Origin of the sequence: Pseudomonas sp. IT-196MI5 (assembly GCF_949767415.1) — a bacterium.
In the GTDB taxonomy this organism is placed as follows: domain Bacteria; phylum Pseudomonadota; class Gammaproteobacteria; order Pseudomonadales; family Pseudomonadaceae; genus Aquipseudomonas.
Genome location: NZ_CATKPZ010000011.1, coordinates 358,464 through 373,182 on the forward strand (window position 1 = coordinate 358,464; position 14,719 = coordinate 373,182).

Sequence of the window (14,719 nt, forward strand, 5' to 3'; positions counted from 1 at the left end):
GCAGGCTCGCTCCTACAGGGGTATGCGTAAACCACACCAGTTTTATCTGAACCCTGCCCGCGCCGGATCGTCATCTACAGTGAACTTGCGCAGGACTACTTGAAACGTCACGGAGAATCACACTATGAGCACTGATAGTGCCTCGAGTCGAAGCCGTCTATGGCCGACCCTGCTCGGCATTCTGCTTCTACTGATGGGCCTGGCCATGCTGGCCGGGGGGATCAAGCTGAGCATGCTCGGCGGCTCGCTGTATTACCTGCTGGCCGGTATCGGCATCGCGCTGAGCGGCGTGTTGCTGATCGCCGCCCGCCGCGCCGCGCTGGGCCTGTACGCGCTGGTGCTGTTCGCCAGCACCGTTTGGGCGTTGTGGGAAGTCGGCCTGGACTGGTGGCAACTGGTGCCACGCCTGGCGCTGTGGTTCGCCCTCGGTGTGGTGATGTTGCTGCCGTGGTTCCGTCGTCCATTGCTGATCAATGGCCCTGCCCCTATGGGCACTGGCGCCTTGAGCGTGGCCGTGGCCCTGGCCGGTGTCACCGCCGTGGCCAGCCAGTTCACCCATCCGGGCGAAACCTTCGGCGAACTGGGTCGTGACTCGGCTGACATGACCAGCACTGCGCCGCAGATGCCCGAAGGCGACTGGCAGGCCTATGGCCGCAGCGAATTCGGTGACCGCTACTCACCGCTCAAGCAGATCACCCCGGCCAACGTCGGCAAGCTGCAAGAAGTCTGGCGTATCCAGACCGGCGATCTGCCAACCGCCGGTGACCCGGTGGAACTGACCAACGAAAACACCCCGCTCAAGGCCAACGGCATGCTCTATGCCTGCACCGCCCACAGCAAGGTGCTGGCGCTGGACCCGGACACCGGCAAGGAACTGTGGCGTTTCGACCCGCAGATCAAGAGCCCGGTAGGCTTCAAGGGCTTCGCCCACATGACTTGCCGGGGCGTGTCGTACTACGACGAAGCGGCCTACGCCAAGTCTGAAAACGCTGCCTCCGCGGTCATCTCCGAGGCCGGCAAAGCCGTTGCCCAGGCTTGTCCACGTCGTCTGTACCTGCCAACCGCCGATGCACGCCTGATCGCACTCAACGCCGACACCGGCAAGGTCTGCGAAGGTTTCGGTAAAAACGGTGTGGTTGACCTGACTCAAGGCATCGGACCGTTCACCCCCGGTGGCTACTACGCCACCTCGCCGGCAGCGATCACCCGTGACCTGGTGATCATGGGCGGCCACGTCACCGACAACGAGTCGACCAACGAGCCATCCGGCGTGATCCGTGCCTTTGACGTACACGACGGTCATCTGGTGTGGAACTGGGACAGCAACAATCCCGACGCGACCGAACCGCTGCCAGAGGGCGAACACTACAGCCGCAACTCGGCCAACATGTGGTCGCTGGCCAGCGTCGACGAAAAACTCGGCATGGTCTACCTGCCACTGGGCAACCAGACCCCTGACCAGTGGGGCGCAGACCGCACCCCGGGCGCCGAGAAGTTCAGTGCCGGCCTGGTCGCGCTGGACCTGGCCACCGGCAAGGTACGCTGGAACTACCAATTCACTCACCACGACCTGTGGGACATGGACGTCGGCAGCCAGCCAACCCTGCTGGACATGAAAACCGCCGACGGCATCAAGCCGGCTGTGATCCAGCCGACCAAGCAAGGCAGCCTGTACGTCCTCGACCGTCGTGACGGCACGCCGATCATCCCGATCAAGGAAATCCCGGCTCCGCAAGGCGCCGTGAAAGGCGACCACACCGCACCGACCCAGGCCCGTTCGGACCTGAACCTGCTGGCCCCGGAACTGACCGAAAAAGCCATGTGGGGCGCCAGCCCGTTTGACCAGATGCTGTGCCGCATCCAGTTCAAGGAACTGCGTTACGACGGTCAGTACACCCCACCGTCGGAACAGGGCAGCCTGATTTATCCGGGTAACGTCGGCGTCTTCAACTGGGGCGGAGTTTCGGTCGACCCGGTTCGCCAGATGCTGTTCACCAGCCCGAACTACATGGCCTTCGTCTCGAAAATGGTGCCTCGCGCCGAAGTCGCGGCCGGCAGCAAGCGCGAGAGCGAAACAGCGGGCGTGCAACCGAACACGGGCGCACCTTACGCGGTGATCATGCACCCGCTCATGTCGCCGTTCGGCGTACCGTGCCAGGCTCCGGCCTGGGGCTACGTGGCCGGCATCGACCTGACCACAAACAAAGTCGTGTGGAAACGCAAGAACGGCACCAGCCGCGACAGCTCGCCATTGCCTATCGGCCTGCCACTCGGCGTGCCAAGCATGGGCGGCTCGATAGTCACCGCCGGCGGCGTCGGCTTCCTCAGCGGCACGCTGGATCAATACCTGCGTGCCTATGACGTCAACACCGGCAACGAACTTTGGAAATCGCGCCTGCCGGCTGGCGGTCAGGCTACGCCGATGACCTACACCGGCAAGGACGGCAAGCAGTACGTGCTACTGGTCGTCGGTGGCCACGGCTCACTGGGCACCAAAATGGGTGACTATGTGATTGCGTACAAACTGTCCGAGTAAGCTTTAGCGGCAGTCAAAACAAAGGCGACGCCCTCACAGGTGTCGCCTTTTTTATGGTCACAGATTTCAAAACACCACATGCCCCCTGTGGGAGCGAGCTTGCTCGCGATGACGGCATGACAGACAGCTTTGTAGTGACTGTCAGACCGCTATCGCGAGCAAGCTCGCTCCCACAGGGGATAGTGTCGCCGCAAAATCCAGCTAACCTGTCTCTGCGCTGAACACGCCATTGAAACACCGCGTTGCAGAAAATGACCGTTGAAACCACCGCCAACCTGCCCCATCTAAGACCCATACCCATTGCGCAGGTGCCCCCATGAGCGACCAGCAGGAATTCCCCGAAGACCCGAGCGAATACGCCCATCCGGAAAACGCCCCACAGCACAAACCCGGAAAAGGCCTGGCCTTGCCCGGCCAGAACCTGCCGGACAAGGTCTACATCATCCCGATCCACAACCGACCGTTCTTCCCGGCCCAGGTCCTGCCGGTCATCGTCAACGAAGAGCCTTGGGCCGAGACGCTCGATCTGGTGGCCAAGTCCGAACACCATTCCCTGGCCCTGTTCTACATGGACAGGCCCCAGGATGACCCGCGCCACTTCGACACCTCGGCCCTGCCGCTGTACGGCACGTTGGTCAAGGTGCACCACGCCAGCCGCGAAAACGGCAAACTGCAGTTCGTCGCCCAGGGCCTGACCCGCGTACGCCTCAAGACCTGGCTCAAGCATCACCGCCCGCCGTACCTGGTGGAAGTCGAATACCCGCACCAGCCCACCGAGCCGACCGACGAGGTCAAGGCCTACGGCATGGCGCTGATCAATGCGATCAAGGAACTGCTGCCGCTCAACCCGTTGTACAGCGAAGAGCTGAAGAACTACCTCAACCGCTTCAGCCCCAACGACCCGTCGCCGCTGACCGACTTCGCCGCCGCCCTCACTTCGGCCACTGGCAGTGAGCTGCAGGAAGTCCTCGACTGCGTGCCCATGCTCAAGCGCATGGAAAAAGTCCTGCCGATGCTGCGCAAGGAAGTCGAAGTCGCGCGCTTGCAAAAAGAGATTTCTGCCGAGGTTAATCGCAAGATCGGTGAACATCAGCGTGAGTTCTTCCTCAAGGAGCAACTCAAGGTCATCCAGCAGGAGCTGGGACTGACCAAGGATGACCGCAGTGCCGATCTCGAACAGTTCGAACAGCGGCTGACCGGTAAAGTGCTGTCGGCACAAGCGCAGAAACGCATCGAAGAGGAAATGAACAAACTGTCGGTGCTCGAAACCGGCTCGCCCGAGTATGCGGTCACCCGCAATTACCTCGACTGGGCGACCTCGGTGCCGTGGGGCATCTACGGCGAGGACAAACTCGACCTCAAGTACGCGCGCAAGGTGCTGGACAAACACCACGCCGGCCTCGATGACATCAAGGACCGCATCCTAGAATTTCTCGCGGTCGGCGCCTATAAAGGCGAGATCAGCGGCTCCATCGTATTGCTGGTCGGTCCGCCGGGCGTGGGCAAGACCAGCGTCGGCAAATCCATCGCCGAATCCCTGGGCCGGCCGTTCTATCGCTTCAGCCTTGGCGGTATGCGTGACGAAGCCGAGATCAAGGGTCATCGCCGCACCTACATCGGCGCACAACCGGGCAAGCTGGTGCAGGCGTTGAAGGACGTCGAGGTGATGAACCCGGTGATCATGCTCGACGAGATCGACAAGATGGGCCAGAGCTACCAGGGCGACCCCGCCTCGGCGCTGCTGGAAACCCTCGATCCTGAGCAGAACGTCGAATTCCTCGACCACTATCTCGACCTGCGCATGGACCTGTCGAAAGTGCTGTTCGTGTGCACCGCCAACACCCTCGATTCGATCCCCGTCCCGTTGCTGGACCGAATGGAAGTGATTCGCCTGTCGGGTTACATCACCGAAGAAAAAGTCGCCATCGCCAAGCGTCACCTGTGGCCCAAGCAGCTTGAGAAAGCCGGCGTGTCCAAGGGCAGCCTGAGCATCAGCGACAGCGCGCTCAAGGCCCTGATCGACGGTTATGCCCGTGAAGCGGGTGTGCGTCAGCTGGAAAAAAACCTCGGCAAACTGGTGCGCAAAGCGGTGATGAAACTGCTCGACGAGCCGCAAGCCGTGATCAAGCTCGGCCCCAAAGACCTCGAAACCTCACTTGGCAAACCGGTGTTCCGCAACGAGCAGGTGCTGTCGGGTGTCGGCGTGATCACTGGCCTTGCCTGGACCAGCATGGGCGGTGCGACCCTGCCAATCGAAGCCACACGCATCCACACCCTCAACCGTGGGTTCAAGCTGACCGGGCAACTGGGTGACGTGATGAAAGAATCGGCGGAAATCGCCTACAGCTACGTCAGCTCGCACCTGAAGTCGTATGGCGGCGATCCGAAATTCTTCGACGAAGCCTTCGTCCACCTGCACGTGCCGGAAGGCGCCACGCCGAAGGACGGCCCGAGCGCCGGCGTGACCATGGCCAGTGCCCTGCTGTCGCTGGCGCGCAACCAACCGCCGAAAAAAGGCGTGGCCATGACCGGTGAGTTGACGTTGACCGGGCATGTCCTGCCGATTGGCGGGGTGCGGGAAAAGGTGATTGCGGCGCGGCGGCAGAAGATATTCGAGCTGATTCTGCCGGAGGCGAACCGGGGCAATTTCGAGGAACTACCGGAGTATCTGAAGGACGGGATTACCGTGCATTTTGCCAAGCGCTTTGCGGATGTGGCTAAGGTGTTGTTCTGATGCTTTTGTAGCGTCTGTACTGCCGCTATCGCGAGCAAGCTCGCTCCCACAGAGGTCAGTGGTGCTCACACATTTTGTGTTCACTGCAAAAAACCTGTGTGGGCCTTGCTCCCCACAATGATCGGTGGTGTTCACAAATTTTGTGTTCACTGCAAAACCCTGTGGGAGCGAGCTTGCTCGCGATGGCGGCAGCTCTGGCACCACTGTCCAAGGCTGGCTGTCACAGTTTGTCTCATCTCGGGTATGCTCGCCGTTCGTCGTGAACGCCGGAGCCCCTGAGCCTATGTCCCCCATTCGCCTGCTTGCCCCCCTCGCCCTCGCTCTGCTGGCCGCGTGTGCCACGCAACCTGCGCACAACGTGACCGTGGAAAAACAAAGCGAATGCCCGGTGCAGCTCAACAACGGGCAAAACCTGATCCTGACCCTGCCGAGCAACCCGACCACGGGTTATCGCTGGGCGATCCAGGATTCGGCTGGTGGCGTACTACACGCCCTGGGGCCAGAGGTTTATCGAAACCCGGAAGATGCCGGCATCGTCGGCGCGGCCGGGGTCTCGACCTGGCGTTTTCAAGCCTTCGCGACCGGCACCGGGCGCTTGCGCCTGACTTCGCAACAGCCGTGGGCACCGGAAGTGCTGCCGGTGGATTCGTTCGACTGCGCAATCTCGGTCAACTGACCGTGGGCTGGCTGATTCTGGCGCTGATGGGCGCGGTGACCTTTCTTTACGGCCTGAGCGTACATGCCTCGCTGCTGTGCCTGCTGGTCAAGCCGCTGCCGGTGCTGGCCCTGCTCGGCTGGCTGCATGACGCACCACCCGGCGAATATCGGCGCTGGATCAGCCTGGGCTTGATTTTCTCCCTGGTCGGCGATGTACTGCTGGCGTGGCCGGGGGATCTGTTCGTGTTCGGCCTCGGGGCGTTTCTGGTTGCGCATCTGGCTTATCTCAAGGCTTATCTGAGCGATTGCCGACGCCTGGCCGTGCTGCCGCTGGTGCTGGCCCTCGGCGTCGGTGCTGTCCTGCTGGGGATTTTGATTTCCAACGGCCTCGGGCCATTGCTGGTGCCGGTGATTGTCTATGGCACGGCGATCAGCGCCATGCTCTGGCGCGCCCTGGCCCGACTCGGGACCGATGTGCCCAAACGCTCGGCGCTGCTGGCGGCGGCGGGCGCAGTGGCATTCGTGTTCTCCGACAGCGTGATCGGCATCAGTCGGTTTGTGGTGCCGTTCGATGCCGCGCCTTATGTGATCATCCTCAGTTACTGGCTCGGGCAATGGGGGATCACTGCCTCGGCGTTCGCTCAGAAACCGCGCTGACCCCATCGCGAGCAAGCTCGCTCCCACAGGGATAGCGCTGTACCTGTGGGAGCGAGCTTGCTCGCGATAGCAATATCACTGGACACATAGACTTTGCAGGCTGCTTGGCGCTTTATCAGACAACCCGCGCATCCGCGCGCCAACTTGGCTAAAATGCCGGCCTTTTCCACCTGCACCGCTGGAACCGCCGTGAGCAAAGAATCCGATCGCCTTTTCGCCCAGCCTTTGGCCCAGGTGCCTGACTTCGCCTTTAACGAGGACGTGGTGCGGGTGTTCCCGGACATGATCAAGCGCTCGGTGCCGGGTTATCCGACCATCGTCGAAAACCTCGGCGTGCTTGCCGCGCAGTTCGCACAGCGGGGCAGCGTGCTCTACGACCTGGGCTCGTCGCTGGGTGCCGTGACCCAGGCCCTGCGCCGACATGTGCGCACCGACGGTTGCCGGGTGATCGCTGTGGATAACTCGGCGGCGATGGTCGAACGCTGCCGCGAGTACCTCAACGGTCAGGATTCGATGTTCCAGGAGTTGCTGCCGGTCGAGGTGATCGAAGGCGACATTCTCGCGCTGGAGTTCCAACCGGCCTCGGTGGTGGCGCTGAACTTCACCCTGCAATTCATCGCCCCGGACCAGCGATTGGCGTTGCTTTCGCGCATCCGCCAATCGCTGCTGCCCGGCGGTGCGCTGATTCTCTCGGAGAAACTGCGCTTCAACGATGCCGAGGAGCACGCGCTGCTGACCGATCTGCACGTGGCCTTCAAACGCGCCAACGGCTACAGCGAACTGGAAATCGCCCAGAAACGCAGCGCCATCGAAAACGTCATGAAGCCCGACAGCCTCGAAGAACACCGCGAACGCCTGCTGGCCGCCGGGTTCTCGAAAGTCGTGCCGTGGTTCCAGTGTCTTAACTTTGCCTCGTTGATTGCCTTGCCATGATTGATCTGTCCCCCCTCGCCCGCCGTCTGGCCGGCACCCCGCTGGCCGACTGGGCCAACACCCTGCAGGCACAACTCGACAAGAAAATGGAAAAAGGTCATGGCGATCTGGAGCGCTGGCAAAGCGCGCTGGACGCCCTGCCGAAGATCCAGCCGAGCGAAGTCGATTTGCTCAATGGCCTGAAGCTGGACACCGATTGCGACGATGAAACCCGCGCGCAAATGCGCACCGCATTGATGGGCCTGTCGCCATGGCGCAAAGGGCCGTTCGACCTGTTCGGCGTGCACGTCGACACCGAATGGCGCTCGGACTGGAAATGGTCGCGGGTCGCCCCGCATCTGGACCTTGCGGGCAAGCGCATCCTCGATGTTGGTTGCGGCAACGGCTACTACATGTGGCGCATGCTCGGCGCCGGTGCCGACAGTGTGATCGGTGTCGATCCGAACTGGCTGTTCTTCTGTCAGTTCCAGGCGGTGCAGCGTTACCTGTCCGAGCCGAATGCCTGGCACCTGCCCTTCCCGTTCGAAGACCTGCCGCCAAACCTCGAAGGTTTCGACACAGTGTTTTCCATGGGCGTGTTCTACCACCGCCGCTCGCCGATCGAACATTTGCTGGCGCTGAAGGATTGCCTGGTCAAGGGCGGTGAACTGGTGCTGGAAACCCTGGTCGTCGAAGGCGACAAACACCAGGTGCTGGTGCCGGAAGACCGTTACGCGCAGATGCGTAACGTGTGGTTCCTGCCGTCGGTGCCGGCGCTGGAGTTGTGGTTGCGTCGCGCAGGGTTCACCGATGTGAAGTGCGTGGACGTGAGCACCACCACGGTCGAGGAGCAGCGCGGGACGGAGTGGATGAAGTATCAGTCGCTCAGTGACTTCCTCGATCCCGAGGATCACAGCAAGACCGTTGAAGGTTTGCCGGCGCCGATGCGGGCGGTCATCGTCGCCCGCAAATAATTGTCCCGACGGAGATCCCTGTAGGAGCGAGCCTGCTCGCGATGGTGTGTCAGTCGGCATCAATGTAGCTGATACACCATCGCGAGCAGGCTCGCTCCTACAGGGGTTCGGTGTTTAGTCTGCGGATTTTGCGCGGCGGGCCTTGAAGAACTCGCTCAGCACCGCCCCGCACTCCTGCGCCAGCACCCCGCCTTCATACAACACCCGGTGATTCAAAAAGCCCTGGGTAAAGAACTGCCCCTGGCTCTGCACGATCCCGGCTTTCGGCTCCAGCGCGCCGTACACCACCCGCGCAATCCGCGAATGCACGATCAGGCCTGCGCACATGCTGCACGGCTCCAGGGTCACATACAGCGTGCTGCCCGGCAGGCGGTAGTTGCTCACGGCCTGGGCGGCGGCGCGGATGGCAACCATCTCGGCGTGAGCGCTCGGGTCACTGGCACTGATCGGGCAATTGAAACCGCGCCCGATGATTTCCCCGTCCTGTACCAGTACAGCGCCCACCGGCACTTCGCCAAGGGCCGCGCCTTGGGCCGCCAGTGCCAGGGCTTCGTGCATGAATTCGCGATCACGGCTGCGGTCGATGATGGCGGCGGGACGAATCTGACGCATCACGCCACCTCGATGGCGGCCATCAGGCCGGTTTCCATGTGATCGATCACATGGCAGTGGAACATCCACACGCCAGGATTATCCGCCACCAGCGCCACCTGCGCGCGCTCGTTCTTGCCCAGCAGGTAGGTGTCGGTGAAATACGGAATGACCTTGTGCCGGTTCGAGGCAATGACCTTGAAGCTCATGCCGTGCAGGTGAATCGGGTGTTGGTACTGAGTCATGTTCTTCAATTCGAAAATATAGCTCTTGCCCTTTTCCAGCTTGGCAATCGGTCGATCAGCGCAAGTCTTGTCGCTGATGTCCCAGGCCTTGCCGTTGATCTGCCACAGGCTCGGCGGCTTGCCGTTGTCGACATTGACCGACACCGAGCCTACCCATTCGAAATTGAAGTTGAGTTTCTCGGCGTTGGCCAGGTCCGGTTCGGCGATCGGATTGGCCGGCAGCGCCGGTGGCCACTCGGTCGGCGCATCGGTATTGGCCACCGAACGGAACGTGCCCAGGCGCACCGGACCGTTGCGTAACGACAGCTCTTCACCGGCCGGCGGGGCCTTGATCGCCAGGCAAATGCGCATGCCAGGACCCAGCCAGTATTCCTTGCCCAGTGGGCGCGGTTCAATCGGATTGCCGTCCAGCGCGTAGATCTGCGCTTCGACGCCAGGGATATTGAGACGATACGTCAGCGTATTGTCGAGGTTGAGCAGGCGTACGCGGGTGATCTGTCCGGCGGGCAAGTCGATCACCGCTTGTGACACACCGTTGATGGTCGACAAGCCCCCCGCCGTACCGCCACGGGCTGCTTCGCGAGGAATGCTGAACGCGACGAACGCGCCCTCTTCATCGACGTGCCAGCTCTTGAGGCTCAAGGTCTTTTCGTATTTGAAACCGCTGGGCTCGCGCTCCTCGATGATCAACGGGCCGACCAGTCCGCGACCGAGTTCTTCGCTGCTGTTCACGTGTGGGTGATACCAGTAGCTGCCGGCGTCGGGCACGCGGAATTTGTAGTCGAAGTACTCGCCCGGCAGCACCGGCAATTGCGAGACGTACGGCACACCGTCCATTTCCAGCGGCAGACGAATGCCGTGCCAGTGAATGGTGGTCGCCACCGGCAGGTGGTTGATGAAGCGCACCCGCAGCCATTCGCCCTGACGCACGCGCAACTCAGTGCCCGGCGCCGATGGGCCGAACGCCCAGGCCTGAGTCTTGTGCCCGGCCACCAGTTCGACGTCCAGCGGGGCGGCGATCAGCTCATAGTCGTGGCCGGCGTCAGCGTCGGCCATCTTGCCCAGCCAGTAACGCGACGCGCCACCGGCTCCGACACCAACGACAACAAGACCGGCCAGGCCACCGAGGAATTGGCGACGGGTAAAGGACATGAACTCAACTACCTCACATGAATTGCGGCAGGCCCCAGGCCCGCAAAAGGCGAATACGATACACCCGCAATTGTGAAAGAAACAGCAAAGTGGGCGTGACGACGGGCCGCAGGAAGGTCCCGCGGCAATGCAAAAAGCCGTGTGAACTCTCGTTCACACGGCTTTTTATCCGCCACTCAAGCCCTCAGGGCTGGCGCGGGATCATTCCCACTCAATGGTCGCCGGCGGCTTGCTCGACACGTCGTAGGTGACGCGGGAGATGCCTTCGATTTCATTGATGATGCGGCCGCTGACGGTTTCCAGCAGTTCGTAAGGCAGGTGTGCCCAACGCGCAGTCATGAAGTCGATGGTTTCCACGGCACGCAGGGCCACGACCCAGGCGTAACGACGGCCATCGCCAACCACGCCTACCGATTTCACCGGCTGGAACACCACGAACGCCTGGCTGACCTTGTGGTACCAGTCGGCCTTGCGCAGCTCTTCGATGAAGATGTGGTCGGCGCGACGCAGCAGGTCGGCGTATTCCTTCTTCACTTCACCGAGGATGCGCACGCCCAGGCCCGGGCCCGGGAACGGGTGACGGTAGACCATGTCGTACGGCAGGCCCAGTTCCAGGCCCAGACGACGGACTTCGTCCTTGAACAGCTCGCGCAGCGGTTCAACCAGCTTGAGGTTCATTTCTTCCGGCAGGCCGCCCACGTTGTGGTGCGACTTGATCACATGGGCCTTGCCGCTTTTCGCGCCAGCCGACTCGATCACGTCCGGGTAGATGGTGCCTTGGGCCAGGTACTTGATGTTGTCCAGCTTGCAGGATTCGGCATCGAACACGTCGATGAAGGTACGGCCGATGATCTTGCGTTTCTTCTCCGGGTCGGCTTCGCCGGCCAGGTTGCCCAGGAACTGCTCTTCGGCGTTGGCGCGGATCACCTTGACGCCCATGTTCTCGGCGAACATGGCCATCACTTGCTCGCCTTCGTGCAGACGCAGCAGGCCGTTGTCGACGAATACGCAGGTCAGCTGGTCGCCGATGGCCTTGTGCAGCAGTGCGGCAACCACGGACGAGTCCACGCCGCCGGACAGGCCGAGCAGGACGTTGTCGGTGCCGACCTGGGCGCGAACCTGGGCGATGGCGTCTTCAGCGATCTTCGACGGGGTCCACAGTGCTTCGCACTCGCAGATCTCGAGGATGAAGCGCGACAGGATGCGGCCGCCCTGCTTGGTGTGGGTCACTTCCGGGTGGAACTGCACGCCGTAGTAACGACGTTCGTCGCTGAACATGCCGGCGATCGGGCAGCTCGGGGTGCTGGCCAGGATGTGGAAGTCTTCCGGCATGCGGGTGACCTTGTCACCGTGGCTCATCCATACGTCGAGGCCGAACAGGCCATCGGCGTCGATGTGGTCTTCGATGCCGTCGAGCAGACGGCTCTTGCCGACCACGTCAACGCGGGCGTAACCGAACTCACGCAGCTCGGAACCTTCAACCTTGCCGCCCAGTTGCTCGGCCATGGTCTGCATGCCGTAGCAGATACCGAAGACCGGTACGCCCAGGTCGAAGACGGCTTGCGGACAGCGAGGGCTGTTGGCTTCGTGAACCGACTCCGGACCGCCGGCGAGGATGACGCCTTTAGGAGCGAATTCGCGGATCGCATCTTCGTCCATGTCGAACGGGTGCAGTTCGCAGTACACGCCGATTTCACGCACGCGGCGGGCGATCAGCTGGGTGTACTGGGAACCGAAGTCGAGGATCAGGATGCGGTGAGCGTGAATGTCGAGGGCCATGATTCAGTCTCGTCTAAAAAATTCGGAAACAGTCGTGATTCAGAAACAACTCGGGGCTGAATAAAACAGCCCCGGTTGCTTAGCTTGTTGCTTGAAGGCTCAACCTACGCGGTAGTTTGGCGCTTCCTTGGTGATCTGCACGTCGTGAACGTGGGACTCGGCCATGCCGGCACCGGTGATCCGCACGAACTCAGGCTTGGTGCGCATCTCTTCGATGTCGGCGCTACCGGTGTAGCCCATCGAGGAGCGCAGGCCGCCCATCAACTGGTGGATGATCGCGCTCAGGGTGCCCTTGTACGGAACACGTCCTTCGATACCTTCCGGAACCAGCTTCTCGGCGCCTGCCGAGGAGTCCTGGAAGTAACGGTCGGAGGAACCCTGGGCCTGCGACATGGCGCCCAGCGAACCCATGCCGCGATAAGCCTTGTACGAACGCCCCTGGAACAGTTCGATCTCGCCCGGCGCTTCTTCGGTACCGGCGAACATCGAGCCCATCATCACGCAGGAAGCACCGGCCACGATGGCCTTGGACAGGTCACCGGAGAAACGGATGCCGCCGTCGGCGATCAACGGCACGCCAGTGCCTTCAAGGGCAGCGGCGACGTTGGCGATGGCACTGATTTGCGGCACGCCGACACCGGCGACGATACGGGTGGTGCAGATCGAGCCAGGGCCGATACCGACCTTGACTGCGTCAGCGCCGGCTTCGGCCAGGGCCTTGGCCGCTGCGCCGGTAGCGATGTTGCCGCCGATCACCTGCACTTCAGGGAAGTTCTGCTTGACCCAGCGAACGCGGTCGATCACGCCTTTGGAGTGACCGTGGGCAGTGTCGACCACCACCACGTCAACGCCGGCAGCGACCAGCGCAGCAACGCGATCGCCAGTATCTTTACCGGTACCCACAGCGGCGCCGACACGCAGACGACCTTGATCGTCCTTGCTGGCCAGCGGGTAAGCCTTGGCTTTTTCGATGTCGTTGACAGTCATCATGCCTTTGAGGGCGAATTTGTCGTCGACGATCAGTACGCGTTCGATACGGTGCTTGTGCAGCAGCTCACGCACATCATTCTTGTTGGCGCCTTCCTTGACCGTGACCAGACGCTCTTTAGGCGTCATCACTTCACGAACGGTGGCTTCCAGGCGGTTCTCGAAACGCACGTCACGGGAGGTGACAATGCCGACCAGGTCGCCATTGTGCAGTACCGGAACGCCGGAGATGTTGTGCATGCGGGTCAGTTCGAACAGGTCACGCACCGTGGCGTCAGCCTCGATGGTGATCGGATCCTTGACAACGCCGGCTTCGAACTTCTTGACCTTGCGCACTTCGGCAGCTTGCTGCTCGATGGTCATGTTCTTGTGGATGATACCGATGCCACCTTCCTGAGCCATGGCAATTGCCAAACGGGCTTCAGTAACGGTGTCCATGGCAGCAGAAACCAGTGGAATATTCAGCTCGATGCCACGGGTAAGGCGGGTCTTGAGACTGACTTCGTTAGGAAGCACCTCGGAATAACCGGGCACTAGGAGAATGTCGTCGAATGTCAGAGCTTCTTGGCTGATACGCAGCATCGCGGGGGCTCCCGAGCGGGAAAATGGAAGCGCGCCATTATAGTCAGACACCCCCTCGGGTTCAATGTAAAACTCTGTCTATTATTGACGCAGTGATCGACGGGGCTTTTGTAGGCGCTGGCTTGCCAGCGAAGGCGGTGCATCAGACAGACCGGATCGCCTGATTCGCTGGCAAGCCAGCGCCTACAAAGGTCGGTGTCGATCGTGAGTTACAGCTCGACCTTCACCCAACTGACCGGTTGATCCAGCCAATCGGCGAATTCGTCGAGAAAGCTCTGCTTGAACCCGGCTTCGGCCCAGTTGTTGAAGATGAAACCGAGGTTGGAGAAGCCGCATTCCTGCAGGAACAGAAACCCGTTGATGTCGTCTTCATGCCCGCATTCGGGGCAGGTGAAGTTGTCGGTGCGCCCCGGCATCCAGTCTTCCAGGCTTTCGAACAGGGCTTCGCCGACTTCCTTGCGGCACTCGGCACAGCCCGCTTCGCCAAGAAAACCTTTGGCCGGCGTATAGATGCAGCGCTTGGTGACGATCTCCAGACCATTGACCGCTTCGCCGAACGGCAGGGCCTGCGGGTGCAGGACCACGGCGCGCGCACCTTCAGCGATGGCATGGCCCATGCGATTGCCGGTGCGGCCGCAAGTGGTCAGTTCTTCCTGGACGATGTTCTTGCGCACCAGCCAGCGCACGACCGCCCGGGCCCGGGGCTCGTGTATCGGCAGGGTGGAGATTTTCGGGACGATGATGCTTTGGGAATTCATGGGTACAGGCCTGAAGCATTGATAAATGACCTGTAGGAGCGAGCCTGCTCGCGATGGTCGTTAACGATAACGCAGGGAGTCTGGGTTCCCCGCGGTGTTCTTGAGTCCATCGCGAGCAGGCTCGCTCCTACAGGTAAAGCAATGGCGCGATGCCT

Annotated in this window: 11 protein-coding genes; 6 read left to right on the plus strand and 5 right to left on the minus strand. The window is 61.6% G+C overall.

The features are described 5' to 3' along the window. Nucleotides 1–124 precede the first annotated feature (124 nt). The 6 genes from ACM6IK_RS09175 to cmoB all read left to right on the plus strand — a co-directional run bounded on the left by ACM6IK_RS09175 (nt 125) and on the right by cmoB (nt 8,470). Nucleotides 125–2,536 (plus strand): glucose/quinate/shikimate family membrane-bound PQQ-dependent dehydrogenase, encoded by a 2,412-nt coding sequence (locus ACM6IK_RS09175; RefSeq protein WP_414874050.1) that lies wholly within the window; start codon nt 125–127, stop codon nt 2,534–2,536. Nucleotides 2,537–2,852: 316 nt separating this feature from the next. Beyond that, a complete protein-coding gene (gene lon / locus ACM6IK_RS09180; protein ID WP_414874051.1) occupies nt 2,853–5,270 on the plus strand; it encodes an endopeptidase La in 2,418 nt (805 codons plus the stop codon). A gap of 283 nt (nt 5,271–5,553) precedes the next feature. Next, nucleotides 5,554–5,946, plus strand: coding sequence for a protease inhibitor I42 family protein (locus tag ACM6IK_RS09185; protein WP_414874052.1), 393 nt, complete (start codon nt 5,554–5,556; stop codon nt 5,944–5,946). Nucleotides 5,947–5,948: 2 nt separating this feature from the next. Beyond that, nucleotides 5,949–6,584: a lysoplasmalogenase gene (locus ACM6IK_RS09190; RefSeq protein ID WP_414874309.1), complete on the plus strand. Its 636-nt coding sequence runs from the start codon at nt 5,949–5,951 to the stop codon at nt 6,582–6,584. Nucleotides 6,585–6,737: 153 nt separating this feature from the next. Then, complete coding sequence (gene cmoA, locus ACM6IK_RS09195; protein ID WP_414874053.1) at nt 6,738–7,517, plus strand: carboxy-S-adenosyl-L-methionine synthase CmoA; 780 nt, start codon at nt 6,738–6,740, stop codon at nt 7,515–7,517. Beyond that, nucleotides 7,514–8,470 carry a tRNA 5-methoxyuridine(34)/uridine 5-oxyacetic acid(34) synthase CmoB gene (cmoB, locus tag ACM6IK_RS09200; protein WP_414874054.1) on the plus strand — a complete coding sequence of 319 codons (957 nt, stop codon included), beginning with the start codon at nt 7,514–7,516 and terminating at the stop codon, nt 8,468–8,470. Before cmoA ends, cmoB begins: the two co-directional genes overlap by 4 nt. Before the next feature lie 114 nt (nt 8,471–8,584). On the opposite strand, the gene tadA is transcribed toward cmoB, so the two are convergent. The 5 genes from tadA to ACM6IK_RS09225 form a co-directional block, all read right to left on the minus strand. Continuing rightward, nucleotides 8,585–9,082 carry a tRNA adenosine(34) deaminase TadA gene (gene tadA / locus ACM6IK_RS09205; RefSeq protein ID WP_414874055.1) on the minus strand — a complete coding sequence of 166 codons (498 nt, stop codon included), beginning with the start codon at nt 9,080–9,082 and terminating at the stop codon, nt 8,585–8,587. Then, entirely contained in the window at nt 9,082–10,458 is a 1,377-nt protein-coding gene (locus ACM6IK_RS09210) for a multicopper oxidase family protein (RefSeq protein WP_414874056.1), read from the minus strand. The genes tadA and ACM6IK_RS09210 overlap by 1 nt, the downstream gene beginning before the upstream one ends. 201 nt (nt 10,459–10,659) lie before the next feature. Further along, nucleotides 10,660–12,237, minus strand: coding sequence for a glutamine-hydrolyzing GMP synthase (gene guaA / locus ACM6IK_RS09215; protein WP_414874057.1), 1,578 nt, complete (start codon nt 12,235–12,237; stop codon nt 10,660–10,662). A 99-nt stretch (nt 12,238–12,336) separates the two neighbouring features. Then, nucleotides 12,337–13,806, minus strand: coding sequence for an IMP dehydrogenase (gene guaB / locus ACM6IK_RS09220; protein ID WP_414874058.1), 1,470 nt, complete (start codon nt 13,804–13,806; stop codon nt 12,337–12,339). A gap of 209 nt (nt 13,807–14,015) precedes the next feature. Beyond that, nucleotides 14,016–14,564: a sugar ABC transporter ATPase gene (locus ACM6IK_RS09225; protein ID WP_414874059.1), complete on the minus strand. Its 549-nt coding sequence runs from the start codon at nt 14,562–14,564 to the stop codon at nt 14,016–14,018. Between the last annotated feature and the right edge of the window lie 155 nt (nt 14,565–14,719).